The sequence below is a fragment of the Actinopolymorpha alba DSM 45243 genome, from assembly GCF_000373925.1.
Classification (GTDB): Bacteria; Actinomycetota; Actinomycetes; order Propionibacteriales; family Actinopolymorphaceae; genus Actinopolymorpha; species Actinopolymorpha alba.
Map to the genome: position 1 here is coordinate 152,889 of NZ_KB892779.1, position 24,865 is coordinate 177,753.

The 24,865-nt window shown below is 69.5% G+C and carries 25 protein-coding genes and 1 pseudogene; 8 read left to right on the forward strand and 18 right to left on the reverse strand.

Features of this window, described 5'->3' with window-relative positions; all coding sequences use genetic code 11:
• Positions 1-15 precede the first annotated feature (15 nt).
• From B141_RS0127420 to B141_RS0127440, 5 genes are all read right to left on the reverse strand, one after another.
• Positions 16-375, reverse strand: coding sequence for an NADH-quinone oxidoreductase subunit A (locus tag B141_RS0127420; RefSeq protein ID WP_020578394.1), 360 nt, complete (start codon positions 373-375; stop codon positions 16-18).
• 151 nt (positions 376-526) lie between these two features.
• Complete coding sequence (locus tag B141_RS0127425; protein WP_020578395.1) at positions 527-1,873, reverse strand: geranylgeranyl reductase family protein; 1,347 nt, start codon at positions 1,871-1,873, stop codon at positions 527-529.
• Between the two features lie 420 nt (positions 1,874-2,293).
• Positions 2,294-2,503, reverse strand: coding sequence for a DUF5615 family PIN-like protein (locus B141_RS52975; protein ID WP_020578397.1), 210 nt, complete (start codon positions 2,501-2,503; stop codon positions 2,294-2,296).
• Between the two features lie 47 nt (positions 2,504-2,550).
• Positions 2,551-2,727 (reverse strand): DUF433 domain-containing protein, encoded by a 177-nt coding sequence (locus B141_RS47890; protein WP_020578398.1) that lies wholly within the window; start codon positions 2,725-2,727, stop codon positions 2,551-2,553.
• Positions 2,728-2,813: 86 nt separating this feature from the next.
• The gene (locus B141_RS0127440) at positions 2,814-3,506 is read right to left on the reverse strand and encodes a demethylmenaquinone methyltransferase (protein WP_026257618.1); all 693 of its coding nucleotides are present in this window, start codon (positions 3,504-3,506) and stop codon (positions 2,814-2,816) included.
• A 73-nt stretch (positions 3,507-3,579) separates the two neighbouring features.
• On the opposite strand from B141_RS0127440, the gene B141_RS0127445 reads away from it, so the two are divergent.
• Complete coding sequence (locus tag B141_RS0127445; RefSeq protein ID WP_020578400.1) at positions 3,580-4,863, forward strand: isochorismate synthase; 1,284 nt, start codon at positions 3,580-3,582, stop codon at positions 4,861-4,863.
• Between the two features lie 103 nt (positions 4,864-4,966).
• On the opposite strand, the gene B141_RS0127450 is transcribed toward B141_RS0127445, so the two are convergent.
• Positions 4,967-6,124: an RNA-guided endonuclease InsQ/TnpB family protein gene (locus B141_RS0127450; RefSeq protein ID WP_020578401.1), complete on the reverse strand. Its 1,158-nt coding sequence runs from the start codon at positions 6,122-6,124 to the stop codon at positions 4,967-4,969.
• A 24-nt stretch (positions 6,125-6,148) separates the two neighbouring features.
• On the opposite strand from B141_RS0127450, the gene tnpA reads away from it, so the two are divergent.
• Both tnpA and B141_RS46185 read left to right on the forward strand, forming a co-directional pair.
• Positions 6,149-6,577, forward strand: coding sequence for an IS200/IS605 family transposase (tnpA, locus tag B141_RS0127455; RefSeq protein WP_084678556.1), 429 nt, complete (start codon positions 6,149-6,151; stop codon positions 6,575-6,577).
• 167 nt (positions 6,578-6,744) lie between these two features.
• Positions 6,745-7,590, forward strand: coding sequence for a PIG-L deacetylase family protein (locus B141_RS46185; protein ID WP_020578403.1), 846 nt, complete (start codon positions 6,745-6,747; stop codon positions 7,588-7,590).
• 37 nt (positions 7,591-7,627) lie between these two features.
• Here the strand turns inward: B141_RS46185 and B141_RS0127465 are convergent, their stop codons facing one another.
• The 7 genes from B141_RS0127465 to B141_RS43065 all read right to left on the reverse strand — a co-directional run bounded on the left by B141_RS0127465 (position 7,628) and on the right by B141_RS43065 (position 14,254).
• The gene (locus tag B141_RS0127465; RefSeq protein WP_026257619.1) at positions 7,628-8,473 is read right to left on the reverse strand and encodes an alpha/beta fold hydrolase; all 846 of its coding nucleotides are present in this window, start codon (positions 8,471-8,473) and stop codon (positions 7,628-7,630) included.
• Positions 8,474-8,599: 126 nt separating this feature from the next.
• Positions 8,600-8,905: a type II toxin-antitoxin system VapC family toxin gene (locus tag B141_RS43060; protein WP_202805939.1), complete on the reverse strand. Its 306-nt coding sequence runs from the start codon at positions 8,903-8,905 to the stop codon at positions 8,600-8,602.
• Positions 8,906-9,344: 439 nt separating this feature from the next.
• Positions 9,345-9,473 carry a hypothetical protein gene (locus B141_RS52370; RefSeq protein WP_272944112.1) on the reverse strand — a complete coding sequence of 43 codons (129 nt, stop codon included), beginning with the start codon at positions 9,471-9,473 and terminating at the stop codon, positions 9,345-9,347.
• Between the two features lie 92 nt (positions 9,474-9,565).
• The gene (gene trhA, locus B141_RS0127485) at positions 9,566-10,240 is read right to left on the reverse strand and encodes a PAQR family membrane homeostasis protein TrhA (RefSeq protein WP_020578408.1); all 675 of its coding nucleotides are present in this window, start codon (positions 10,238-10,240) and stop codon (positions 9,566-9,568) included.
• Positions 10,241-10,335: 95 nt separating this feature from the next.
• Positions 10,336-11,982 carry an ABC-F family ATP-binding cassette domain-containing protein gene (locus tag B141_RS0127490; RefSeq protein WP_020578409.1) on the reverse strand — a complete coding sequence of 549 codons (1,647 nt, stop codon included), beginning with the start codon at positions 11,980-11,982 and terminating at the stop codon, positions 10,336-10,338.
• A 185-nt stretch (positions 11,983-12,167) separates the two neighbouring features.
• Positions 12,168-12,893 (reverse strand): response regulator, encoded by a 726-nt coding sequence (locus B141_RS0127500; protein ID WP_020578410.1) that lies wholly within the window; start codon positions 12,891-12,893, stop codon positions 12,168-12,170.
• A complete protein-coding gene (locus B141_RS43065) occupies positions 12,890-14,254 on the reverse strand; it encodes a sensor histidine kinase (protein WP_063828670.1) in 1,365 nt (454 codons plus the stop codon). Before B141_RS43065 ends, B141_RS0127500 begins: the two co-directional genes overlap by 4 nt.
• Before the next feature lie 141 nt (positions 14,255-14,395).
• Between B141_RS43065 and B141_RS43070 the strand changes: the two genes are divergently transcribed.
• The 4 genes from B141_RS43070 to B141_RS0127525 are packed head-to-tail and all read left to right on the forward strand — an operon-like array spanning position 14,396 to position 17,983.
• Positions 14,396-14,902, forward strand: coding sequence for a hypothetical protein (locus tag B141_RS43070; protein WP_157181329.1), 507 nt, complete (start codon positions 14,396-14,398; stop codon positions 14,900-14,902).
• Entirely contained in the window at positions 14,899-16,056 is a 1,158-nt protein-coding gene (locus tag B141_RS43075) for a peptidoglycan-binding protein (RefSeq protein WP_157181330.1), read from the forward strand. Before B141_RS43070 ends, B141_RS43075 begins: the two co-directional genes overlap by 4 nt.
• Positions 16,053-16,739 (forward strand): ABC transporter ATP-binding protein, encoded by a 687-nt coding sequence (locus tag B141_RS0127520; RefSeq protein ID WP_020578414.1) that lies wholly within the window; start codon positions 16,053-16,055, stop codon positions 16,737-16,739. The genes B141_RS43075 and B141_RS0127520 overlap by 4 nt, the downstream gene beginning before the upstream one ends.
• Entirely contained in the window at positions 16,736-17,983 is a 1,248-nt protein-coding gene (locus B141_RS0127525; RefSeq protein ID WP_020578415.1) for an ABC transporter permease, read from the forward strand. Before B141_RS0127520 ends, B141_RS0127525 begins: the two co-directional genes overlap by 4 nt.
• Positions 17,984-17,992: 9 nt before the next feature.
• Here the strand turns inward: B141_RS0127525 and B141_RS0127530 are convergent, their stop codons facing one another.
• The 4 genes from B141_RS0127530 to B141_RS0127545 form a co-directional block, all read right to left on the reverse strand.
• Entirely contained in the window at positions 17,993-19,030 is a 1,038-nt protein-coding gene (locus B141_RS0127530; RefSeq protein WP_020578416.1) for a DUF2207 domain-containing protein, read from the reverse strand.
• The gene (locus B141_RS43080) at positions 19,020-19,916 is read right to left on the reverse strand and encodes a GNAT family N-acetyltransferase (RefSeq protein WP_020578417.1); all 897 of its coding nucleotides are present in this window, start codon (positions 19,914-19,916) and stop codon (positions 19,020-19,022) included. The genes B141_RS0127530 and B141_RS43080 overlap by 11 nt, the downstream gene beginning before the upstream one ends.
• A gap of 75 nt (positions 19,917-19,991) precedes the next feature.
• Complete coding sequence (gene menD, locus B141_RS0127540) at positions 19,992-21,752, reverse strand: 2-succinyl-5-enolpyruvyl-6-hydroxy-3-cyclohexene-1-carboxylic-acid synthase (protein ID WP_020578418.1); 1,761 nt, start codon at positions 21,750-21,752, stop codon at positions 19,992-19,994.
• On the reverse strand, positions 21,749-22,711 hold the full coding sequence (locus B141_RS0127545) for an o-succinylbenzoate synthase (protein ID WP_020578419.1): 963 nt from the start codon (positions 22,709-22,711) through the stop codon (positions 21,749-21,751). Before B141_RS0127545 ends, menD begins: the two co-directional genes overlap by 4 nt.
• A gap of 87 nt (positions 22,712-22,798) precedes the next feature.
• On the opposite strand from B141_RS0127545, the gene B141_RS0127550 reads away from it, so the two are divergent.
• The gene (locus B141_RS0127550; RefSeq protein WP_020578420.1) at positions 22,799-24,109 is read left to right on the forward strand and encodes an AMP-binding protein; all 1,311 of its coding nucleotides are present in this window, start codon (positions 22,799-22,801) and stop codon (positions 24,107-24,109) included.
• 15 nt (positions 24,110-24,124) lie between these two features.
• Here the strand turns inward: B141_RS0127550 and B141_RS46190 are convergent.
• Positions 24,125-24,865 (reverse strand): annotated as a pseudogene (locus B141_RS46190) (HNH endonuclease); the annotation flags it as partial.

Here is a 24,865-nt window from a genome sequence, read left to right on the forward strand (position 1 = left end):
CGAGAGGTCGACCTCTTAGTCCCATTCGAGGCCTCCACGCCGCCAGACGTAGGCGTACGCGACGAACACGGTCACGATGAACAGCACCATCTCGACCAGGCCGAACAGCGCCATCTGGTCGAAGGCGACGGCCCACGGGAACAGGAAGATGATCTCGATGTCGAAGATGATGAAGAGCATCGCGGTGATGTAGTACTTCACCGGGAACCGTCCGCCGCCGGCCGGCTGCGGTGTGGGCTCGATCCCACACTCGTAGGAGTCGACCTTCGCCCGGTTCCAGCGCTTCGGGCCCATCAGGGATCCGGCCACGGCGGAGACGACCGCGAAGCCCCCACCGAGCAGAAGCAGTACGAGAATCGGCACGTAGAGGTTCACGCCGACCTGCTCCCCTTTCTGGCTGTAGTGGTTACGACCCCGATCGATGTGGGGGTCCAAAGCGCCGCACCGGGCACGCGACGATGCGCGCTCGTATCGGACCGGCTCGCCATCCTAGGACTCCCTCATCTCGTGCCTTCGCACGCCTTCTTCACGCCGCTGGCGTGACCTTGCACATCGCGTTGATGACGCGGTCCATCGCGTCGCCACCGCGCGGGTCGGTCAGATTGGCCAGCAGCTTGATCGTGAAGCGCATCAGCACCGGGTGCGGCAGGCCGTGCCGGGTGGCGAGCTTCATGATCTGCGGGTTGCCGATCGCCTTCACGAACAGCCGACCCAGTGTGTAGTAGCCGCCGTAGCGGTCCTTCAGCGCCCTGGGGTAGCTGGCCAGCACCCGTTCGCGGGACGACCCGGCGGGCCGCGCCAGCGCTTGGGCCACGATGTCGGCGGCGAGTTCGCCCGACTCCATCGCGTAGGCGATCCCTTCGCCATTGAAGGGGTTGACCATGCCGCCGGCGTCACCGACGAGCATCAGGCCCCGAGCGTAGTGGGGCTGGCGGTTGAAGCCCATCGGGAGTGCCGCGCCACGGACCGGACCGACCTGGTGGTCGTCGACGAAGCCCCATTCCTCCGGCATGCCCGAGAGCCAGGCCTTGAGGAGGGCGCGGTAGTCGGCGTTCTGGAAACCCGTGCTGGTGTTGAGGAGGCCGAGCCCGACGTTGCTGGTGCCGTCGCCCATGCCGAACACCCAGCCGTAGCCGGGGAGCAGGTTGCTCTGTCCGGGTTTGCCGTCCCAGAGTTCGAGCCAGGACTCGAGCCAGTCGTCGTCGTGCCGCGGGCTGGTGAAGTAGGTGCGGACCGCGACGCCCATCGGGCGGTCCTCGCGCCGGCGCAGGCCGACCGCGACCGAGAGTCGCGAGGAGTTGCCGTCGGCCGCGATGACCAGGGGCGCGCGATAGGTGATCTCGTCGGGTCGGGCCTCGGCCGCATCGTCGGGCTGGGCCTTGGCCGCCGCCTTGCCGGCCTTCGGGTCGTGGGCCTTCGCGGGCTTCACGGTGACGCCGATGATCCGGCCCGTACGCTCGTCGTGGACTGGTCCGGTAACGGCCGTCCGCTCATGGAGCCGGACGCCGGCCTTCTCGGCCTGCCGGGCCAGAACTTCGTCGAAGTCGGTGCGCTTGCGGACCAGGCCGTACGACGGAAACTCGGCCAGGTCCGGCCAGGGCAGCTCCAACCGCATGCCGCCGCCGTAGATGCGGAGGCCGTGGTTGCGCAGCCAACCCGCTTCCGTGGAGGTGTCGATGCCCATCTTGACGAGCTGCTTGACGGCCCGTGGGGTGAGCCCGTCGCCGCACACCTTCTCCCGCGGGAACGCGGTCTTTTCGAGAAGTAGGACGTCGAGTCCGGTGCGCGCGAGGTGGTAAGCGGTCGTGGCACCGGCCGGTCCTGCTCCAACGACGATGACGTCCGCGTCGTAGTCGATGCTCGTGCGGCTCATCGGTCCTCATACCTAGGTGAGATGTCCGAACCCCGTTGGATGACGCCACTTCGTGCGGAGTCGGACCCTTTTCAGGCTCTTCGTTCGCTGGGCCGACACCGCACCACAGGAATTGTGAATGTCTTCACGAATTCATGCTGAGCACAGTCTACGGGGTACCCGAGGCCTCGCACACAACCCCCCGCAGTCGTGATGACCTGCGGATTTACGCGACGTTGACGTTGCAAAAAAGACCTTGGTCGAGGCGTAGCCGATCACCTCGGCCCGATCACCGGAGCGGCAGTCTCCGGACCCGGATGCCTTTCCGCCCAAAGGCGACGATGGCGCCCGCCTCCAGCGGATCAGCCACAGCCTCGAGATTTACCAAGAGGAGCTTCGCCAGATCTGGGGCGCGCAGTGTCGAGATCTCCCGGGTCAAGATCACCGATGGGCTTGCCGCCTGCTGGCGGCGAGCAACGTGCCGAAGTCGCTATCCGCCGAGATGATGACGCGGCGCTCACTACGAGCTCGGACCATGAGCTCAAGATCCGGGGCTGAGCCCGAGGGAATCGACGTGCACGGCATCGTGTCCGTTGGACTCGAGGATGGGATCCTGCTGAACGAGATGTTCTTGTCGACGAGAAACCTCACGCCGTCTCTTTCAGCGGCAGCATCGTGACCTCAGCCGACTCCGCGGCCTAGAGAAGTGCTTGACGCAGATCCTCTGCCTCGACGAACGGAAACTCCTCCTGAATTTCCTCAAGTCCCCAGCCCGCTGCGACAAGCCGCACCAGGTGTGCGACCGTGAACCGTAGGCCACGTATGCAGGGCTGCCCAGCCACTTTGTCGGGTTCGACGGTGATCCGGTCAAACACGATCGCTCCTCTGGGCCACTTCCTGGGGTTGCCCAACCCTCCAAAGTCTAGGGCTTACTCCCCGTTCTGGAACGCACAACGGGCTGTCAGGGGCGTCGGGCGCGGTGGAGGGCGACGATCCCGCCGCTCAGGTTGCGCCACTCGACGCGGCCCCACCCGGCCGCCGCGAACAACGCGGCGAGCTCGTCCTGCGCTGGCCATGCCCGGATCGACTCGGCGAGGTAGACGTACGACTCGGGATCGGTCGTCACCCGGCGGGCGATGGCTGGCAGGGCCCGCATGAGGTACTCGAGGTAGACCGTGCGGAACGGCGTCCAGGTGGGCCGGCTGAACTCACACACCACCAACCGACCACCCGGCCGGGTGACCCGCAGGAACTCGCGGAGCCCCGCCTCGACGTCGACCAGGTTGCGCAGGCCGAAGGAGATCGTCACCGCGTCGAAGCTCCCGTCCGCGAACGGCAGTGACACCGCGTCGCCGACAACGAACGCCAGCTCCGAGCGGGCGCGCTTACCGTGCCGCACCATGCCGGCCGAGAAGTCGCACGGGACGACGAACGCACCGTCGCGCCCGAGGGGTTCGCTCGACGTGCCGGTCCCGGCCGCGACGTCGAGCACCCGCTCCCCCGGTCGGGGGTCGACGGCGCGTACGACCGCACGCCGCCACAGCCGGTCCTGGCCAAGGGACATCAGGTCGTTCGCGAGGTCGTACCGATTGGCGAGTTCGTCGAACATCGCCGCCACTTCACGCGGCTCTTTCGCAAGTGATGCACGGACCACGTGTCCAACCTCTCACGCCGGGACGGCCGACCAACGACCACCCTGGCCACCGAGGGACCTACGCTGGTGAGCCGTGACGGAACCATCAGCACTTCGCGACTTCGCGTCAGACGCCGTTCCCCGGCTGGTCGCCCGCACCACCGAGATCCACGACGAGGTAGACCTCCTGCGGATCCTGCCCCGAGCAGACGCGACCGCCTGGATGCGTCGCGGCGAAGGGTTCGTCGGCCACGGCGAGGCGGCCCGGCTGGATGCCAGCGGCCCCGACCGGTTCGCGACCGCCGTCAACTGGTGGGCCCAGGTGACGGCCACGGCCGCCGTACGCGATGAGATCGGCGAGCCGGGCACCGGGCTGGTCGCGTTCGGTTCGTTCGCCTTCGCCGACGAGCCGGGCCACTCGAGTCTGGTCGTTCCCGAGGTGATCGTCGGCCGCAGGGGCGGGCGTACCTGGCTGACCACCGTCGCTGAGGAGCCGGCATTGCCCGTCTCCCGCCCGCTGGCGTCGTTGCGGATCCCACCACCAGAGCGCCCCCAGGGGGTCGTGTTCGGGGACGGTGCGCTCACCGGCACCGAGTGGGTGGGTGCCGTCGCCGAGGCCGTACGCCGGATCGGCGCGGGCGAGCTCGACAAGGTGGTCCTCGCCCGGGACCTGATCGCGGTCGCCGAGGAACCCGTCGACTTCCGCTGGCCGCTGAGCAGGCTGGCCGAGAGGTACCCCGCCTGCTGGACGTACGCCGTCCGCGGCCTGATCGGCGCGACCCCGGAGATGCTCGTCCGGCTCGAGAACGGCCTGGTCACCTCGCGCGTCCTCGCCGGCACGATCCGGCGCAGCAACGACGACGCACACGATCTCGCACTGGCCGCCTCACTCGCCCGGTCGAGCAAGGACCTGGAGGAGCATGAGTACGCCGTACGCTCGGTGGCCGACGCGCTGGCGCCCCATTGTTCGAGCATGAACGTGCCCGAGTCGCCGTTCGTCCTGCACCTCCCGAACGTCATGCACCTCGCCACCGACCTCGCCGGCGTCCTCACCGACTCGTCGACGTCCCTGCAGCTCGCGGCGGCCCTGCACCCGTCGGCCGCCGTGTGCGGTACGCCGACACCGGTGGCGCTCGCGCTGATCTCCGAACTCGAACACATGGACCGCGGGCGGTACGCCGGCCCGGTCGGCTGGATGGACGCCGCGGGCAACGGCGAGTGGGGTATCGCCCTGCGGTGCGCCGAACTGGACGAGACGGATCCGACCCGGTTGCGGCTCTTCGCCGGCTGCGGCATCGTGGCCGACTCGGTGCCCGAGGCCGAACTCGCGGAGGCGCAGGCCAAGCTGGTGCCGGTACGCGACGCCCTCGACTCCTGACGTCAACTTGACCCGGCCGTCAACTTAACCCGGCCTTGAAGGACCGGGCTTGGAGGTAGCGCCCAACTGGCTGCTGGGTGGACTCCTCCGTCCAGGCACCCCGTTATGGGATGGAAGGGACGCGTGACTCACGCCCCGCAGCCCACGCGGTCGCGCCCCTGCGGGCGAGGACGTGGGAAGCGTTCCGGTCGGCGTGCGCAACGACGCCGCACGACCGGCATGCGAATCTGGCTTGGGAGATGCGGTTGAGCCGGTCCACGTGGCCGCATTCTGCGCACTCCTTGGAGGAGTAGGCGGGGTCCACGAACACGAGCGGGACTCCGGCTCGCCGCGCCTTGTAGACGATGAAGTCTGCGAGCTGGGCGAAGGCCCAGGAGTGGAGTGCGACCCGTTGGGGCTTGCGGAGCCGTACCCGGGTGCGGATGCCCTTCAGCTCTTCGAGCGAGAGTCCGCCTCCGGTGCGTTCAGCCTCGGTCACGATCGTCTTGGCGATGATGTGGTTGCTGTTCTTGACGTGCCGCCGTTCGCGGCGGGAACGCTCCTTCAGCCGCCGTTTGGCGGACTTGGTGCGCCTTTTCTGGAGCTTGGTCCGCAGGGCGAGTTGCCGCTTGCGGTACCGGTTGAGCCGCCGCCCGGCGGCCTGGTAGCCGGTGGACGTGGTGGCGATGTTGACGATGCCGAGATCCACGCCGATGAAGCCGCCCGGCTCGTACTGCTCGGCCTCGGGAACTTCGCAGGTGGCGATCAGGTAAAACACGCCGTTGCGTTCGATCAAATCGGACTCGCCCTTGCGGTGCAGCTGGAGCACCTTCAACGCGTCCGCCGCGCATGCGAAGGACAGGTCCTTGATCCGACCTGCGGTGGTCCAGATACTCACCGTCTGCGTGTCGTACTGCCAGCTCAAACAGCGGTCGTCGTACGGCTGCGCGGCCTCGGGCCGGAACGTGATCGGCTTGGACTCGGCCTTGACCCGGCGCTTGGAGCCCTTCCGGCCGAGGTTCCCGGCGCGCAGGTTGGCGTGCAGCGTGGTGTACGCGTCCCGAACCTTTTTGATCACGTGTTGCGCGGCCTGCGCGCCCAGGCCCTGTTCCTTGAGCTGGGCGTAGGTGTGCTTGCGCAGTTCGTACTCACGCGGCACGTCATTGACAAACGCGACCTCGGAGACCCAGTTCGCGGCGTCGTTGACCGTGCGCAGAGTCGCCGACAGCGCGGATGCCTGCGCGGCATCCGGTATCAGCTTGACCTGCGTCACGATCTTCACGAGCAATGATCATAACATTGATCTATGTCACCTCGATGGGAGCCAAACCCCGATATCCGCAGGGGCCGTAGCGTCGTCTACACCCTGCACGCACACTTGGTCTTCACACCGAAATACCGGCGCGGACCGTTCACCGGCGAGATCCTGACGCGGTGCGAGGAGGTCATGCGTGACGTCTGCACCGACTTCGGAGCGGAGCTGCGGGAGTTCAACGGCGAGACCGATCACGTCCACCTGCTCGTCCACTACCCGCCGAAGGTCGCCCTCTCCCGGCTGGTCGGCTCCCTCAAGGGTGTCTCCGCCCGGCGCCTGCGCCAAGAGTTCCCGGGACACATCCGCAAGTACCTGTGGGGCGAACACTTCTGGTCCCCCTCTTACTTCGCCGCCTCCTGCGGAGGCGCACCGCTCGCCGTGGTGAAGGAGTACATCGAGAACCAGAAACGCCCTGGTTAAGATCAACAGTGCAGACCTGTGCACCTGCGCGGGTCAGAGCAGTCTTGAGAAACGATTCCTCCCGGGCCTGAAGACCCGGGGCTCCTCGCTAGATCCAGCTGAAGAGGTGAGCGGCCGTGGCCGGTCTGGCTCCTCCCCTCAATAGGGCGTCACGAGAGTCACCGCCGATGCCGCATGGCCCGCGTACCCGGGTGTTGGGGATCTTCGCTCATCCGGACGACGAGTCGTTTTTCGCGGGCGCGACGCTCGCGGCCTACGTCGCGGCTGGCTGCGAGGTGCGGCTGATCACACTGACCGCGGGTGAGGCCGGCGTGGTGGGCGTCGCCGCCGCGGAGGCCGCCGCCCGTCAGCCGGAGGGTACGGCGATCGAGGCCGCGGCCCGGGCCGGTGCGGCGAGGTACGCCCGAGCCTGCGCGACGCTGGGGGTCAAGGATTTCGCGGTCGCCGCACTGGGCCGCTGGCGCGACCTCGGGCCGGGGCAGCTGCCAGGGTCCCTCGCGGCGGCTGAGTTGGCCGAGGTGGCTCGGTATGTCAAGGAAGCCTTGACGCAGCATGCGCCGGACGTGGTGCTCACCTCCGACGAGGACGGCGTGACCGCGAACCCCGACCACGTCATGGCGCACCGCGCCGTCGTCCAGGCCGTGCGTGATTCCCAGTCCGGCATCGCTTCCTCGCGCCACGTCAAGGCGCCCTTGACGCTCGGCGCCTGCGTACGGTCACGCGACGTCCAGGTGGCGAGCGACCTCCTCGTGCGGCTCACGCCCGTACGACCGATCGGACAAGGCGGCGTACGCGGCGTTCCCGACGGTGCGACCGGCCTGACGGAGTTCGAACTACCAGCCGCGACCGGGCAGGCGAAGCGGGCCGCCCTCGACTGCTACGGCGCGGGCCTTGGCTCGGCCCCGCTCGCGGACCTCGTCGCTGGCCTGCCGAGCGTGGGCGACGGGCTGCTGCTCCGCGCGATCGCGGACGTCGCCGGCCCTGCTCGCGAGCTGTTCCGCGTTCTGAGCTGACTGGCGTACCCGTTTTCCGCGACGGTGGACAGGGCCCTCAGTCGCCCGTGATGAGCCAGCGCAGCATCGCCGGGGTGGCAGCGAAGTGTCCGGCATGCCCGGCCTCGCCGTCCTCGATCAGGTTCGCCGTCGGTATGCGCCCGGCGAGCCAGCGGGCATGGGAGACCGGGATGACCGTGTCCTGCGCGCCGTGCCACACCCGGACCGGCGTGGAGATGCCGGCCGGATCGAACCCCCACGGTAAGCCGTACAGAGCGAGTTCGTCGTCGATCCAGCCGTCCGTGCCGGGCCGGACCGCCTCGGCGAACGCGGCGCCCAGCATCCGTTGGACCTCGGGCTGGGCGAGCACGGCCTGCTCGGCCGGAGGCAGGAGCGTGGCAAGGCTCTCGGACTCCGCGTCCTCCTCGGCGAACAGCGCCGCGAGTGCCTCGCGCCCGCGCAGGGCCGCCACTGACCCCTTGCGGTTGGCCTCCATCATCCCGGCCGTCCAGTCCAGGCCTTCGGCATCGCACGGAGCGGGGCTCGCCAGGGTCGCCACCCGGGTCACCCGCTCGGGGAACCGGGCGGCGAACGCCAGCGCGTGCGGTCCCCCACCGGACACACCGAACAGCGGGAACCGGTCGAGACCCAGTTCGTCGGCGATCGTCGCGATGTCCTCGGCGGCGTCATGGACGCACCGCCCCGAGTTGAGGGTGGATGCCCCGAAACCTGGCCGATCGTAGGTGACGAGCCGCACACCCAACTCGGTGAACAGGGTGTCATCGGGATATCGCGCCAACCGGCTCATCGGAGTGCCATGGGCGTAGAGCACCGGAATCCCGCCCGGAACTCCCCACTCCTCCACGGCGAGCACCCGATCATCAGCCGTCTTTATCTCACGCATCCCCTCAACCTAGTCATCCCACCTCAACCCCACGGACCCGTACGCTCCGGGCGTAACCACGTCGGAAGGTCCGTCCACTTGACCCTTCCGGCCTAGAGCGGTTTCGATCCTTCGGACAAGTCCGCGTCACGGGAGGAGCGTGAAGGCACTGACATGTCTCGGCCGTACGGCAGTGAAATGGCGACGATCGAGGGTCGCGACCCGAGGAATTCCGAGTCGCTCGGCAACCGCGACAACTGATGCGTCGACCGTGCCAAGAGGAAAGTCCGCGTATTGGCGTACGAGTTCTATGACACGTTCAATATCTGCACGGGTGAGGTCGATGACCTCCAGATCGCCACGTGCGATCGATTCTAGGAACGCCGCCTCAGCATCGGCACCTTGGTACTTCTCCAGGAGCCAGCACACCTCGACGGTGACGGGAGCAGGCACGAGAAGCGGTCCCACGACGGTCGTCAAAGTTCACGGCACGTGCCGTGATGTGGGTCGGACCGGTCGGCGACGGCGAAAAAGTGGCCCGGTGTCGACAATCAGTGTCACGCGGATATCTTGCCCCACTAGATGTCTGGGCTACGACACGCCGATGACGGAGAGTGTTAGGGGGCCTCGAAATCGCGGCCGATGTTCTCTCGAATGATCTCTTCGGCGCGCTCTGCGACGGCTCCGCCGGTGTCAATGACGCCAGCGAACAGAAGTTCGCGCCGCGGCGAGGCCTTCGGTTCGGCCTGTTGTCCAGTCGACACAAGGTCGCGTGCGACGAGTGCGAGGTGCCGTGCCTGCGCCGGAGTCAGCTGATCAACCAGCGAATGCAGTTCCTCAATACTCAGGTACCGCGCTCATGCCCTGAGCATACGAGATCTGCCCCAGACCGTCAGCTGACGAACGCCGCGGCCACGGCGTCCCGGCGCGCAGTCCACCAGGCGAGCCGGGCGGCGTTGGGCTGGAACAGGTGATCGCAGGAGCGGTCGCCCTCGTCGTAGTGCGCGTCGAGCAGCCACATGCCGGTCAGGGTGTCCCACCAATGCAGGTGCACCCCTGTCCAGCGCGCTCTGCCGGTCGGACCAGAACAACAGCGTCGCCGCCCGGGTCACCTCAGGAGTAGACCGTCATCGAGATGCCGACGTAGTGGGCGATGAACGCCGCGACAGTGAACGCGTGGAACACCTCATGGAACCCGAACCACCGGGGTGAGGGGTTGGGCTTCTTGGTCGCGTAGATGATCGCCCCCGCCGAATACAGCACCCCGCCCGTCACGATCATCGCGACGATCGCGGCGTTACCGCGGGCGAAGAAGTCGGGCAGCCAGAACGCCGCGGCCCACCCCAGCGCGACGTACACCGGGACGTACAACCATCGCGGCGCACCCAGCCAGAGCACCCGGAACGCGACGCCGACGAGCGCCCCGGCCCACACCAGGGTCAACAGGATCTGGGCGCTGGTGCGGTCGAGCAGCAGCAACGTGAACGGCGTGTAGGTGCCGGCGATGATCAGGAAGATGTTGGCATGGTCAAGCCGGCGCAGGATGGCGACCGCGCGCGGCGACCAATGTCCCCGGTGATAGAGCGCACTGACCCCGAAGAGCAGCGCCGCCGTGACCGCGAAGATCGCCGTCGCCACCTTGGCCTTCAGCGTCGGCGCGAGCAGGACGATCACGATGCCGGAGATCACCGCGAGCGGGAAGGTGCCGGCGTGGAGCCAGCCGCGCATCTTGGGTTTGACGGTCTGCGCGACGTCATGAACGGCGCCGCTGATGTCCGGCATGTGCATGGCGCCTCCCGCGTTCGAGATGTGTCGGGACCGAGGATACGGCGGAGCAACGAACGCCGTCTCACACACGTTCCATACTCACCGGCGCTCCGTGCTCACTGTCTATCCATGTTGACTCGACCCTGGTCGACATGGAGTACGTGGGTGGGCCGGATCGCCTCGAACAGTCTACGGTCGTGGGTGGCGAGCACCAGGGTCCCGTCGTACGCCGTCAGCGCCTGCTCGAGTTGCTCGACCGCGGGCAGGTCGAGGTGGTTGGTCGGCTCGTCGAGGACCAGCAGGTTGGCCTGCCGCGCGACGAGCAACGCCAGGTCGGCGCGGGTGCGCTCACCAGGTGAGAGGGAGCCGGTCCTACGCAGGACGTCGTCGGCTCCGAGCCCGAACTTCGCCAGCAGGGTCCGCGCCTCCGTCTCGTCCAGGCTGGTCTCCTGGCGGAAGGCGTCGAGGAGTACGACGTCGGGCGCGACGCCGCGGCGTACCTGATCGATCTCGCCGAGGACGACGCCATGGCCGAGCCACCGATCCCCCGCGGTCGGTGTGAGCTGGCCGAGCAGTACGGCGATCAGCGTCGACTTGCCCGAGCCGTTCGGGCCGACCAGCGCGAGCCGGTCGCCGTACCTGATGTCGAGGTCCACCGGTCCGAGCCGGAACGCCCCGCGCTCGACGACCACGCCCGACAGCCCGGCCACCCGGTCGCCGCTGCGGGACTTCTGGTCGAGGTGGAGGCGCAGCTCCCACGGGGTGCGCGGCTCGTCGACGGCTTCGTTGCGGTCCAGCCGCTCCACGGACCGCAGCGCGCGGGCGGCACCCGCACCGGTCGACTGGCTCTTCTGGGTGTGGAAGTGCTTCACATGCTTGTCGTTGTCGGACGGGCGCTGCGCGCGGGCCGCGCCTGACCGCGCCCATTCCCGGGCCCGCCTGGCCTGGTCGACCAGCGCGGACCGTTTCGCGGTGTAGGTGTCGTACGCCTCCTGCGCCCGACTCCTCGCCCGGGCACGTTCCTCGACGTACGCCGCGAACCCACCGCTGTAAAGGTGGCCTTGACGGCTGAACTCGTCGATTTCCAGGACGTCGGTCGCGACCTTCTCCAGGAACGCCCGGTCGTGCGACACGATGACAAGGCCACCTTGACGCCCGGCGAGGAAGTCCTCCAGCCGCCGAAGGCCGTCCAGGTCGAGGTCGTTGGTGGGTTCGTCGAGCAGGAGTACGTCGTGGCGGGCGAGCAGCACCGACGCGAGGGCCAGCCTCCCCAGCTGGCCGCCGGAGAGGGCCTGGGTCAAGCCGTCCATCCGGTCGGGGTGAAGCCCCAGGTCGGCCAGAACCGCGGCCGCCCGGGTCTCGAAGTCCGCCGCGCCGAGCGCGAGATAGCGCTCGAGAGCGAGTGCGTAGCGGTCGTCGGCGCCGGCTTCCTCCCCGGCGAGCGCGGTGGTCGCGGCGGTCAGCTCGGCGTCCGCGGCGGCGACGCCGGTACGCCGCGCGAGGTATCCCGCGATCGTCTCCCCTGGCCTGGCGTCCCGCTCCTGCGGGAGCAGCCCCACCGAGGCGGTGGCAGGGTGGCGTTCGACCGAACCCTCCTCAGGTGCCAGCTCGCCGGCCATCGCCCGCAGGAGGGTGGTCTTGCCGACCCCGTTGGGGCCAACGACGCAGAGCCGGTCGCCGGGGGCGACGGTTGCGGAGATCCCGCCAAGGACGGGTAGCGGGCCGAGATGAAGCTGAACATCGTGAGCGACGAGAGAAGACATGCTGCTCCGGGAAGCCGAACACGGCCGGCATGGTCCGGCCTGGGTGAGCGAGAGTCATGTGACAGCTCTGCTCAGATGCTCACCGGCACAGCCTTCCTGGATCAGTCAGAAACCTCGGACTGGATCGACCGTACCAGCCACCGGTGCGAGATGAGTACCGCAAATCCGAACCCGACCAGCACCACTCACCCCCTGGCCGGCGGCTGTGGGTCACGTGAGACCAGGCCGCATTCGTAGCCGAGGATCACCGCCTGCACGCGATCGCGGAGTTGGAGCTTTGCGAATATCCGCCCGATGTGGGTGCGTACCGTGCCGGCGGACAGGTACATCTCCTGTGCGATCTCAGTGTTGGACCGGCCGCGGGCGATCAGCGTCAGGACCTCCAGCTCCCGGGCGGTCAGAACGTTCAGCCGGTCGAGCTGCGGCGGTGCTGCCACCGGGGCCTGGTCGAGGAAGTGGGTGATGAGCCGGCGGGTGATGCTGGGGCTGGTCACCGCCTCACCGGAGGCGACGACGCGTACGGCGGACAGCAGGTCGTCGGTGAGCGTGTCCTTGAGCAGGAACCCACTCGCGCCGGCCCGCAACGCGTCATAGACGTACTCGTCCAGGTCGAACGTCGTGAGGATGAGCACCTTCGGCAGGCCCGGGCCGCACGGGTCAGCGGACTTCGAGCGGATGTGACGGGTGGCCTCGACCCCGTCCATACCCGGCATTCGAACGTCCATCAGCACCACGTCCGGGCGGGTCCGACGCACGACTGCCACGCCCTCCTTGCCGTCGGCGGCTTCACCGACCACCTCGATGTCGTCGGTCACCTCGAAGATCATCCGGAACGCGGTCCGCAGCAGGTCCTGATCATCCACGACCACGACGCGGATCCGCCGGCTGGTGCTGAGGGAGCCGTCGGTCACGCCGGCGCGCCCAACGAGGCGGGCGCGCTGATCGGCTCGCTTCCGCCAGCTTCTTCGCGATGCAGGGGTAGCCGTGCCCGCACGACGAAACCTCCTTGTGGGCCAGGCCCCGTGGTCAGTTCCCCGCCGAACAGCTTGACGCGTTCGGCGATGCCGCGTAGTCCGTTGCCCGCCTCGACTGGCTGGTGGACCGGCCGGCCAGCACCGTCGTCAGTCACCTCGACCTCCACGTGATCGGGCACGAATGCCAGGCGTACGCCGGCCTGCGCGTGGGCGCCGGCGTGCTTGAGGGTGTTGGTGAGCGCTTCCTGGACGATCCGGTAGGCGGAGAGGTCGAGCCCGGCGGGAAGGGCGACCGGATCACCCTCGACATCGAAACGGACCGTCATGCCGGCCCCGCGTACGCGGTCGACCAGGGCGGGCAGTTGACCGACTCCAGGTTGCGGCGAACGTACGTGGTCGTCGTCGGAGTCGGGTCGGACAGCCCCGAGCAACTGGCGCATTTCCGCGAGCGAAGTCCGACCCACCGTGATGACCTCCCGCATGGCCTGCGCACTCAGGTCGGGCCGCCGGTGCTGCGCGGCGACCGCCGCCTGCGCCTGCGCGACGATGACCGACAGGCTGTGCGCGATCACGTCGTGCATCTCCCGAGTGAGCCGCGCGCGCTCGGCGGCCGCGGCGAGCGCGGCGCGCTGGTCACGCTCCCGCTCCAGGTCCGCGGCGTGTTGGATCACGACTCGCAGGTGTTCTCGACGGCTGCGAACGCCCTCGCCCCAGGCGAAGGCGAGCACGAGGATGAGCATGATGCTGAGTCCGCTGCCGGCCGCCTCGCCGAGCAGGGTGAGAGCGGATCGTGGCGGCCCGGCGAGCTCATTGCCGGCACGTGCGGCCTCGAGCAGGTCCTCCTTGCTGACGGCCGCACCTAGGAACGAGACCTTGCCACCGAGGACCCCGGGTCGGGTGAGGTTGACGAGATTGACGACGTATGTGCTGGCCAGAACGCCGCCGAGCGCGACCCTGGGAATCCAGCGCGACTGGATGCGGCTGGCCAGCGTGTAGAGGATGATCGGCACCGCGAGGTCGAGCGGCTGCAGCGGCACGTAGGGGTCCAACGCATGTGCTGTCGCACCGATGACCGCCAGCAGGAGCGCCGGCAACGGCCAGCGATGCCGGACGAGGAGCCCGACGACCAGCATCGCCCCAAAGAGCCACCACGTCAGCGCCGCCTGGTCGGCCGCGGTCGAGCCGGGGCGTCCGGTGTGGGCGGTGGACAGGAGCGCCAGGACGAGCGCCACGACGGCGTCGACTACCAGTGCCCGCTGCGAGCGGAGAACACGGCGTACCTCACCGACGTGGGACATGGGCTCATCGTAGGAACACCGCTGGGCTTAGACATCGGACTCAGCTCGTACGCCGCATCGGAGCGCGCTCGTACACCACGCCGCGAAGACCGGACCGCACACAGACGCCACCCGCATGCGGGGCGAGGCACGGTGTTCGCCATGAGAATTCTTCTTCGGTACGGCGCCGCCGTGGTGCTGGTCGCCGCGTTGAGCGGGTGTGGCTCAGGCGGCTCGGGTGAGGCGGGGGCTGGCTCCGACCAGATGAGCGACGCGCAGGTCCTGGGGATCGGCAAGGAACTCGCGCAGTGCATTCGCCAGAACGGCATACCGGACTTCCCTGACCCGAGCGTGCGGGACGGCACGCTCGCAATGCCTGAGAACCAGCCCGAGGCAGCGCTCGACAAGGCGATGGAGGCATGCCGGACGATCGCGGCCAAGCTCCCGCAGTCCGCCGACAGCGAAGACATCTCGGCCGACGACATCGTGAAGTTGCGGAAGTGGGCTCGGTGCCTGCGGGCGAATGGTGTGCCGGAGTGGCCCGACCCCAAGGGCGACGGCAGCTTCCCGATCAAAGACACGGCCCTGGACGGCAAGTCCGAACGGCTGCTCCGCGCCCGCAAGGAATGTGACCAGTACTGGGACAAGGGTTGGTGGCGCGTCTCATGATCGATCCCGTTACCCATCCGCACTCCGGTCCCGAGCGTCCCTCGGCACGACCACGCCGGACGCGCCGCCTCGGGCGGGTCGTAGCCGGCGTCCTCGTGGTAGCCGTCCTCGGCGTTACGTTGGCGGCCGTCTGGATGGTTGCCAACGCCAAACCAAAGGCCATTCCGACGGCGAGCGAGATACCCACCGCCACCGCGCCCGTCACCCGGGGGACCGTGAGCGAACGCAGCCAGATCGGCGGCACCCTCGGCTACGACGGCCAGTACCAAGCGGTCCACCAGGCAGCGCCCGGAATCCTCACGACGGCATCCGCACCAGGCTCGATCGTCAGCCGTGGCAAGGTCCTCTACGCGGTGGGCAACCAGCCGGTACGTCTCCTTTATGGAGCCATCCCGGCGTACCGGGACTTCAGGTCTGGGATGGCGGACGGCCCGGATGTGCGGCAGCTGGAGCGCAACCTGGTCGACCTCGGCTTGGACCCCCACCGTCGGATCATCATCGACAATCACTTCAGCTCCACCACCGCGGCGGCGATCCGCCGGTGGCAGGCCAGGTGGGGACTGGCGAGCTGGCAACGCACCGGCAGGCTTTCCAAGGGCCAGGTGGCATTCCTTCCCGGCCCGTTGCGGATCAACCAGGTGCAGGCCGCGGTGGGCACCACGGTCGGCCCGAACACGCCGGTGCTCACCGCGACCTCGACCCGACGGGTGATCAATGCCCAGGTCACGGCCGACCGGCAGCGCCTGGTCAAGGTCAACGATCGGGTGGAGGTCTCGCTCACCGGTGTCGCCACACTGGAAGGCACCGTCGTGCGGGTCGGGCGGGTGGCGACCGCACAGCCGCGGGAGGCTGGAGCGGGAGAGTCTTCCGCGCCGGCCGCCGTACCCCTGACGATCAGCGTCACCCTGCCGCCCGGCAGCCCGGATCTCGACCAGGCGCCGGTACAGCTCAGCATCGTCACCGAGACGCGCGAGAACGTGCTGATGGTGCCGGTCATCGCGCTGCTTGCCCGGTCAGGCGGCGGCTACCAGGTGCGGCTGCCCTCAGGCCGGCAGGTCGAGGTGCGGCCTGGCCTGTACGACAGCAGCGCCGGGACCGTCGAAGTCACCGGGAACCTCGCCGCGGGCGACCTGGTCGAGGTGCCGGTCCAGTGACGGCTGTCGTCGAAGTACGGGACGCACGCAAGGTCCACCCCGGCAACCCACCGGTCGAATCGATCCGCGGTGTCACCTTCACCATCCGAAGCGGCGAACTGGTCGCCATCGTCGGCCCGTCCGGCTCGGGCAAGACCACCCTGCTCACCATGGCGGCCGGGCTCGACCGGCCGACGTCCGGATCGATCCGGATCACCGGCCAGCCGATCGAGGGCCTGTCCGACCGCCGGCTGTCCGGGATTCGAGCCCACCGGTTGGGTGTGGTCTTCCAGCAGTTCCACCTGCTCGAGCACCTCACCGCGGTCGACAACGTCGCGACCGGGCTGCTGTACCGCGGGCTGCCGGCACGCGGGCGCAGAGTGGCCGCGCTGGCCGCGCTGGAGCGGGTCGGCCTGTCCCACCGGGTGCACCACAAGGGCCAACAGCTCTCGGGCGGCGAGCGGCAACGGGTCGCCATCGCCCGGGCGCTGGTCGGCAGGCCGCCAGTGGTGTTCGCGGACGAGCCGACCGGCAACCTGGACTCGGCCAACGGCGCCGGCGTTCTCACCCTGCTGCGCGAACTGAACAGGGACGGCACCACGATCGTGGTCATTACGCACGACGCGGGAGTCGCGGCCGCGATGCACCGCCGCATCGAGCTGCGCGACGGACTCGTCGTACACGACTCCGGGGGTCCGACATGACCGCACCTGTTCGGACGTCCGAGGTGGACCTCCTGAGCTGTCAGGACCAGTTGACACCGCTCTCACGCCTGCGCGCCACCGACCTCCTGCCGGTTGCTACCGCCGGCCTTCGTACGCGACGAGTGCGAGCCGTACTGTCCATCCTGGGCGTGGCCATCGGCATCGCCGCGATCGTCGCGGTGCTCGGCATCACCCGCTCCAGCCAAGCCGACCTCCTCGCCCGTATCGACCGCCTCGGCACCAATCTGCTCACCGTCATCAACGGGCGCAGCGTCTCCGGTGACGAGGTGCAGCTGCCGGCAACGGCCGCGAGCGCGATCCTTCGCACTGACGGCGTTCTGGCCACCGCACCTACCGCCGAGCTCGTGGGCGTGCAGGTCTACCGCTCAGACCAGGTCCCCACCACCCTCACCGGTGGCCTCTCGGTGCGCGCCGCCGACGCTTCCCTGCTGTCGACACTTGACGGTCGGGTCGCGCACGGAAGGTTCCTCAGCGCGGCGACGAGCCGGTACCCCACGACCGTCCTGGGACACACAGCCGCGCAGACACTCGGCATCGCTGACCTGTCTGGCACCCCGCGGGTCTGGATCGGCGGCCGGTGGTACGCCGTCGTCGGCATCCTCAGCCCGCTCGAGCTGGCCGCGGAGGTGGATCGGTCAGCGCTGATCGGCTTTCCGGTGGCCGCGCGGGACTTCGGGTACGACGGGCGCCCCAGCCGCATCTACGTACGAGCCGATACCGACCGCACCACGGAGGTGGCAGACCGCCTGGCCCGCGCCACGAACCCGCGGAGTCCGAACGAGGTCGCCGTCAGCCGACCCTCGGACGCCCTGTCGGCTCGGCTGGCGGTTGCGGGCTCCTCCACCTCCCTGTTTCTCGGCCTGGGTGCGGTGGCCCTGCTGGTCGGTGGCATCGGCATCGCCAACGTCATGGTGATTTCGGTGCTCGAACGGCGTACCGAGATCGGCCTGCGCCGGGCGCTCGGTGCGGCTCGCCGGCACGTCGCGGCACAGTTCGTCGTCGAGTCGTTCCTGCTCGGCGTCACCGGCGGCGTGGTCGGTGTGCTCGTTGGCGCCGCGGTGACGTACGCCGTGGCCACGCAGCGCGGATGGCAGCCACTGGTCCCGCCGGTCGCGGTCGGCGTCGGGCTGGTCACGGCGGTGGTGGTCGGCGCGCTCGCCGGGCTGTACCCCGCACAGCGAGCGGCCCGCCTTTCCCCGACCGACGCGTTGCGCTCCGCCTGACCGGCTGGATCAGAGGGACTGGACCAGCCGGCGGTGGAGCCCGATCAGCGCGAGTCCGAACCCGACCACGGGCACCGCCCACCACATCAGGTCGTACGCCGCCAACAGATACGCCACAACCAGGCCGGTGATCGCGATCAGGGCGCCACCATCGCGGAGCCGAACCCAGTCCCGGACGCGGGCGCGGCGCAGCAGCACCACTCCCACGACTGCCAGGACGCTGAGGAGGAGTGCGACGGCGTACACCACGGCGGCCGGGAGCCCAACCCGCTCTCCGGGAAGCTCGAGGTTGCTCCGCAGCGTCGGGATCGTGCCCGGACGGCTCGCGACACCGGTTGTGGTGGCGACCCCGGGCAGCTCGGCGTAGGCGGTCACGGAGCTCTTCGCCGGCAGGTCGGACACCCCGAACCTGGCTGTCGTACCTGACGCGGACGCGTCACAGGGCGCGGCGTTGTTGCTGACCGAGCAGGACACCTTGCCGGGCGTCGCCGGCGCGGTGAGCGAGAGGCGCACCCGGTCGACGGGCTCGTTGTGGTCGAGGATCGCGTTCCACCACAGGTTCGGAACGCCGTTCCCCGCGGTGGCGAGGCCGCGCACGACGTACTTCACCTCGTACGTGTGCGTCCCGGCGGGCGTGACGCCGCCGCGACCGATCCAGGCGGAGTACCACCACGTCTGGCGGTCGGAGAACACCCTGACCGGTTCGCCGTCCATCGACACCGACAGGTCCTCGATCGACAGCAGGCGCGACTTGAGCGGGTCCTCCTGACCGTCCCCTCCGATCTGGGAGTACCTCAGCGGGATCGCCCACTGGATCGGTGACGAGCGACCGATCGCCAGCCGGTAGGTGAAGCGCTCGGTCACCGCCATCGAACCATCCGCGCGGACCGTCGCCGCGATGTCATACGACGTGATCCGGTCACCGGACTCGGCGGCGCTGGCGGCGGGCGCCGCGATCACCGCACACGCCATCCCCAGCACCGCGAGGACGAATGCGGTGACGAGGGGGCAGGTGAGTGGGTTGGTGGATTCGCGGTCAGCTGCCATCGGACTGGAAACGATAGCTGGTGACGTCACACACGGGGCGGTAGCCGACCGCGGCGTAGATCTTGTTGGACGTCGGGTTGCCCACGTCGGTGTACAGCGTGCAGGCCACCGCCCCAGCGTCAAGGGCAGCTTGACTGACAGCCGCGACGAGCGCGCTCGCATAGCCCTTCCCACGGGCAGCCGGCGGCGTGTAGACCGGACCGATCCGTACGACGCCGGCCACGCACACGCTCGTCCCCGCGTAGGACACCGGCCCGGCGGCGTCCCAGATCCAGGCGCGGTGCTCGGCCAGACGCAGGTCCACGTTGTGGCGCGCCTCCTCATTCGCCTCGGCGGCCTGGTCCGTGTCCTCCGAAGAAGGTCCCCCGCCCTCGGCTTCGACCGTGAACGCCTCGGTCCACGCCGTCAGCAGGTCGCGGTCGGCCTCCCCCGCCACCCGCATCGACCCCGCTACCTGCGCGGGCGGGTCGACGGCGTCGAGACGGTGGATACGCAGGTGCATGCCCACGTTGGTGGAGCCGCCGGATCGTCGTGTCCATGCCGAGGCGAACGCGCTGGCCTCCGCGACGGTGGCGTTCACGCCAGCGGCATCAGGGCAGAGCGGCAGCAGCGCCTCGACGGCAGCCTCGACCGCGGCCGCCGGCATGGGCGAGAGGACGACGGCATGCGGCGGGGTTCGCATCGCCGTACCGACGACGGCACCCGCGCTGTCCCTGACGATGAGGTACGTCGCCGGCTTGGGGTCCGTCACGGCGCCGGTACGTCGAGCCACCACATTCGTGATCGTCACACTGTTGCGGAACGGGTCGGAGAGCAGGAAGTCACTGGTCGCGTCCCAGAACTCGTTCGGGTCAGCAGTCGCCTCGCAACGCATGAGGTCGAGCATGGCGCGGCAAGCCTCCCCGATCAAGGGACTTTGGCGCCTCGCCAGGCTCAGCGGTCGGGTCGGCGGTCAGTCACCTCACCCCCGACCAACCGCGGCGGCGACCGCCGTACGCAGCCGGGCGTGCAGGGCCCTGATGCGCGAACGGTCGACCCGCACCTCCACGATCCGCAGCCCCCGCGACCGGGACAGCGCGGCGCGCAGGTCCCGCCGGCTGCGGGCCAGGGTGTACGGCGTGCGGGTCGCGGCGGCGAGGGCGCCGATGTCGACACCGTGCGGCGTACCGAAGACCCGGTCGAACGCCTCAGCGTAGACCGGCGCGCCCTGCTCGAGGGTCGTGAAGATGCCGCCGCCGTCGTCGTTGACCACGACCACCGTGAGGTCGGGCCGCGCTTCGTAGGAGCCGCGCACGAGCCCGTTGGAGTCGTGGAGGAAGGCGAGGTCGCCCAGCAGGGCGTACGACGGTCCGATGCGGTGGACCAGTGCGGCCCCGATCGCCGAGGACACGGTGCCGTCGATGCCGGCCAGGCCACGGTTGGCGAGGACCCGGCGGTGGTCCCGCGGATCGATCCGGCCGCCTTCGTCGACCAGCCGGTTGCTCCACGGGGCACCCGCGAGGTCAAGGTCGCGGATGGGGTTGGACGAACCGGCGAAGAGCAGCCCACCACCGGGGACGGCCGCCGCGACGTCCCGGGCGACGTGCAGGCCGGTGAGTCCGGGTTCGCGGGCGAGCACCTCCTCGATCGCGCCTCGCGCGCACTGGTCGGCGGACAGCCACGCGGACAGCCATTCGTCCGGCTCGCGGCGGTCCGCGCCGTCGACCGTCCCCTCCATGGCGACGGTGGCGGTGACGCGGTATGCCTGATGGCCGGGGTCGGGCCAGGCGGGGCGGCGGGCCACCACCACGATCTCCACGTCGTCGCGGGTGATCAGCCGGGTCACCGGGCGCGACAGTGTGGGCCAGCCGTACACGATGACCCGTTCGATCCCGCGGACCAGCTCGGTGTCGGCGTCGAGCAGCAGGCGGTAGGGACCCAGGGCGTTGGGGCCGGACCGGGCACCGCTCGTGGGCTCGGCCAGCAGGGGCCAGCCAGCCGTCTCGGCCAACCATCGCGCCTGCGCGTCGGCGCCGTCGCCCGCGACCACCATAGTGCGCGGGCCAGGCTCCAACCAGGAGATGTGGTCGGTGGCGAGGCGTTCGATCCGAGTCCAGCGCCCGCCGTTGGAGCGGCCGTCGAGGGATTCGGGCCAGTCGGTCGGCGTACCGCCGTCGTCGAGGTCTTCGGGATCGGGAACGAGCGGCTCCCGGAACGCGAGGTTCAGGTGGACGGGCCCCGGGTGCCGGTCCCGGAACCCCCGCGCGATCGCGACCGCACGACCCACCAGCTCCCGCCAGTAGGCGTTCTGGCCGGGCCGGCGTTCGGGTACGCCGACCTCGTGGAACATCCGCACCGCGTCGCCGTACAGCTTCACCTGGTCGGTCGTCTGGCTGGCGCCCACGCCGCGCAGGTCCGGTGGCCGGTCGGCGGTGAGGACGACGAGGGGTACGCCGGCGTGGTGCGCCTCCAGGACCGCGGGGTGGAGGTTGGCCGCGGCCGTGCCCGACGTACAGACGACAGGCACCGGACGCCGGCTCGCCTTGGCCAGCCCGACGGCGAGGAACCCCGCCGACCGCTCGTCGATCCGGACGTGCAGCCGGATGTGACCCCGCGCGTCGGACGCGTGGAGCGCGAAGGCCAGCGGGGCGTTGCGGGACCCGGGGGCGAGCACGGCCTCGCGGACGCCACTGCGCCACATCTCGTCGACGAACACCCGGGCGAGTGCGGTGGAGGGGTTCATGCGAGCCCTTCCACGGCGGCCAGCCGCTCGGACCAGCGGGCACGGGTGGCCTCGTCGGCGGCGACCGCGGCCAGCCTGTCGGGGTGGGGTGCCGGTCTCACCACGGGAAGCGTCCCCTCGACCGGCAGGAGCGGCTCCGCCACGACGTCGGCGGTGAGCATCTGGACGGTGGCGAGCCCACATGCGTACGGGAGCTCAGGCAGGGCGGCCGCCAGTGCGACGCCCGCGGCGATGCCGATGGAGGTCTCCAGAGCACTCGAGACGACCACCGGGAGACCGATCTGTTCGGCGATCCGCAGGGCTGCCCGGACTCCGCCCAGGGGCTGCACCTTGAGGACCGCGATGTCGGCGGCTCCCAGGCGGGCCACGCGGTAGGGGTCCGCGGCCCGCCGGATGGATTCGTCGGCGGCGATGGGTACGTCGACCTGGCGGCGTACCCGTGCGAGATCTTCCACGGTCGCACAGGGCTGTTCGGCGTACTCCAGGCCGGCGGCCTTCTTGTCGAGCAACCCGATCATCCGGACCGCTGTGTCGACGTCCCAGAAGCCGTTGGCGTCGACCCGGATGCGGCCGTCCGGCCCGAGCGCGTCGCGGACCGCCTCGACCCGGGCAAGGTCGTCGGCCTCGCTCTGGCCGGGCTCGGCGACCTTGACCTTCGCCGTCCGGCAGCCGGCGCTGCCGGCGACGATCGCCCGCGCCTGGTCGGGCCCGACCGCGGGGATCGTGCAGTTGACGGGCACTCGCTCTCTGACCGGTGTCGGCCAGACGTCGTAGGCCGCCTCCCGGGCCGCGCGGAGCCAGGGCACGCACGCGGCGGGGTCGTAGTCCCAGAACGGGCTGAACTCCGCCCAACCGGCCGGACCCTGGACGAGGACGCCCTCACGGACCAGGATTCCGCGGAACTTCGTGCGCATGGCCATCGCGAAGACGTGGGCTTCCCCACCCCCACGGATGATCATGAAACGCACCCTCCGTATCTACCTTGGCGGACTGCTGGGCGAAAACCGTGACAGATTGTCACGGGGATGGCCTCGTAGCCTAGTCCTGTGCGTACTAACGCCCGCCGCCGGCTCGTGACCTTCGAGGCTTCCTCCGACCCCCTGGCGAGCACCGATTTGATCACGAATCTGCTCCCTGCGTTGGGAGATGCGCTCGCGGGCGATGGCCCGGCGATCGCCCCAACAACACCTGGACCAGAGTACGGCCAGATCCGGACAATGCTCCGGGTCGAGGCTCCCCTGGAACGCCCGGACATCGCCGTCGTCCTTCCCACCTCCGGCTCGACCGGCGCCCCGAAGGGTGCGCTCCTTCCGGCGTCCGCGCTCCTCCATTCCGCGCGGGCGACGCTGGACCGGCTGGGCGGTCCGGGCCGGTGGGTGCTCGCTCTGCCGCCGACCCGGATCGCCGGGCTGCAGGTGCTCGTGCGTTCCCTAGTCGCGGGCACCACACCGGTGCCGATCGAAGATCCGTTCACGCCGTCGGCGTTCTGCGCCGCGACCGACCTGTTGTCCCAGCCGCCGGGCGGTGCCGCCGCGGGACGCCGGTACACCGCGCTGGTCCCCACCCAACTGGTCCGCCTGCTCGACGCCGGCCCGCTGGCGGTGGCGGCGCTCGCGTCGTACGACGCGGTGCTGGTCGGTGGCGGCGCGAGTTCGACGGCGCTGCTGGACCGGGCACGCGCGGCCGGCGTACGGGTGGTGACGACGTACGGCATGACCGAGACCTGCGGCGGCTGCGTCTACGACGGGCTTCCCCTCGAAGGCGTGACCGTGACCGTGCGACCGACTGGCGGGGCGGTGGACGGCGTTACGCCGGCGCCGGCGGTGGCTGGCTCACCGGGCGAAGGTGTCGCTGGCTCTCCGGGCGAAGGTGTCGCTGGTTCGGGGCGGGTGCTGCTTGGTGGGCCGGTGCTGTTCGCGGGCTACCGACTGCGACCCGACCTCACCTCCGCCGCGCTCGCCGACGGGTGGCACGTCACCGGTGACCTGGGGCGGCTCCACCAGGATGGCCGGCTCGACATCCTCGGCCGGGTTGACGATGTGGTCGTGTCCGGCGGTGTCAACGTTCCCTTGCTCGCCGTCGAACGCGCCGTGGCCTCCTATCCCGGTGTGGCCGAAGCGGCCGCGGCCGGCGTTCCCGATCCGGAGTGGGGGGCGCGCGTGGTGGTGTACGTCGTCCTCCGCCCCGGCGCGACTGCTCCTTCACTGGCGCGGGTCCGCGACCACGTGGCGGCCTCGCACCCACGGGCGTACGCCCCCAAGGACCTGGTCGTGGTGGAGTCGCTCCCGCTCCTACCCTCGGGCAAGCTCGACCGGGCCGCGCTCGCGAGCAGCACCCCAGCCGGCCCTGCGCGATGACCATCACCCTTTTCCTCAGAAGGGCGTGCCGGCTTCTTCTCTCGTAAGCCCTGCGCTGCTTGGGCTCATCCGGTTGGTGAGATAGTCGGCGACGGTCCGGCGTGCCCGCTGTTGGTCGGGGTTTGCCTGTTGTGGGATTCGGCTACCTGGCAGGGGATCGGGGTCCACGTCGTAGGTGTGTCCGAGCGGGCTTTGTGCTCGCATGCTCCCCGACTCCTGCCGGGTCCACCACCAGCCGCCCTCATGCTTGGCCCGGTGGTGGCGTTTGCACAGCATCGCCAGGTCGCACGCGCAGGTGGTCCCACCATTCCGGTGTTCGAACGTGTGGTCTGCTTCGCACTTCTCCGCTACCCGCTCGCAGCCGGGGTGGCGGCAGGTGCGGTCCCGTGTTTGCACGAATTCGCGTTGTTTCTTGGTCGGCCGGTAGGCGCTGCGCTGGTGGTAGACGACCACACCATCAGCGGTGACTGTCCAGCAGTACTCGAAGCCTGCTTCGGCGGCTTTGATGATGTCGGCAATCACCTCAGGTGAGACGGGTCCGAAGTCCTTCAGATCACCCGGCTCAAACCCGGCATCGCCAGCATCCTCGTCAGCCTGACCACCGGCAGTGCCCTCATCCGTCTGGCCGGCCTGGCCGGCTGCTTTGAGCCAGGTGTCGAGTGGGGCGACGAGTTCGACCTTGACCGCCATGCCATTGGTGTCCAGATGCCGACCACATAGCAGGTCGAGGAAGACGTCGACTTCGATTTCGTCGAG

Excerpts from the sequence above, each read along its gene's own strand:
- B141_RS43065 (WP_063828670.1), bottom strand. The coding sequence starts at position 14,254 with ATGTCCCACGTCGGTGAGGTACGCCGTGTTCTCCGCTCGCAGCGGGCA.
- B141_RS43070 (WP_157181329.1), top strand. The coding sequence starts at position 14,396 with ATGAGAATTCTTCTTCGGTACGGCGCCGCCGTGGTGCTGGTCGCCGCG.
- B141_RS43080 (WP_020578417.1), bottom strand. The coding sequence starts at position 19,916 with ATGCTCGACCTCATGCGTTGCGAGGCGACTGCTGACCCGAACGAGTTC.
- B141_RS0127545 (WP_020578419.1), bottom strand. The coding sequence starts at position 22,711 with ATGATCATCCGTGGGGGTGGGGAAGCCCACGTCTTCGCGATGGCCATG.
- tnpA (WP_084678556.1), top strand. The coding sequence starts at position 6,149 with ATGTCACCTCGATGGGAGCCAAACCCCGATATCCGCAGGGGCCGTAGC.
- B141_RS0127425 (WP_020578395.1), bottom strand. The coding sequence starts at position 1,873 with ATGAGCCGCACGAGCATCGACTACGACGCGGACGTCATCGTCGTTGGA.
- B141_RS0127490 (WP_020578409.1), bottom strand. The coding sequence starts at position 11,982 with ATGTCTTCTCTCGTCGCTCACGATGTTCAGCTTCATCTCGGCCCGCTA.
- B141_RS46185 (WP_020578403.1), top strand. The coding sequence starts at position 6,745 with ATGCCGCATGGCCCGCGTACCCGGGTGTTGGGGATCTTCGCTCATCCG.
- menD (WP_020578418.1), bottom strand. The coding sequence starts at position 21,752 with ATGAACCCCTCCACCGCACTCGCCCGGGTGTTCGTCGACGAGATGTGG.
- B141_RS52370 (WP_272944112.1), bottom strand. The coding sequence starts at position 9,473 with ATGTGGCTGCTCGACGCGCACTACGACGAGGGCGACCGCTCCTGCGAT.
- B141_RS43075 (WP_157181330.1), top strand. The coding sequence starts at position 14,899 with ATGATCGATCCCGTTACCCATCCGCACTCCGGTCCCGAGCGTCCCTCG.
- trhA (WP_020578408.1), bottom strand. The coding sequence starts at position 10,240 with ATGCACATGCCGGACATCAGCGGCGCCGTTCATGACGTCGCGCAGACC.
- B141_RS0127525 (WP_020578415.1), top strand. The coding sequence starts at position 16,736 with ATGACCGCACCTGTTCGGACGTCCGAGGTGGACCTCCTGAGCTGTCAG.
- B141_RS0127465 (WP_026257619.1), bottom strand. The coding sequence starts at position 8,473 with ATGCGTGAGATAAAGACGGCTGATGATCGGGTGCTCGCCGTGGAGGAG.
- B141_RS0127530 (WP_020578416.1), bottom strand. The coding sequence starts at position 19,030 with ATGGCAGCTGACCGCGAATCCACCAACCCACTCACCTGCCCCCTCGTC.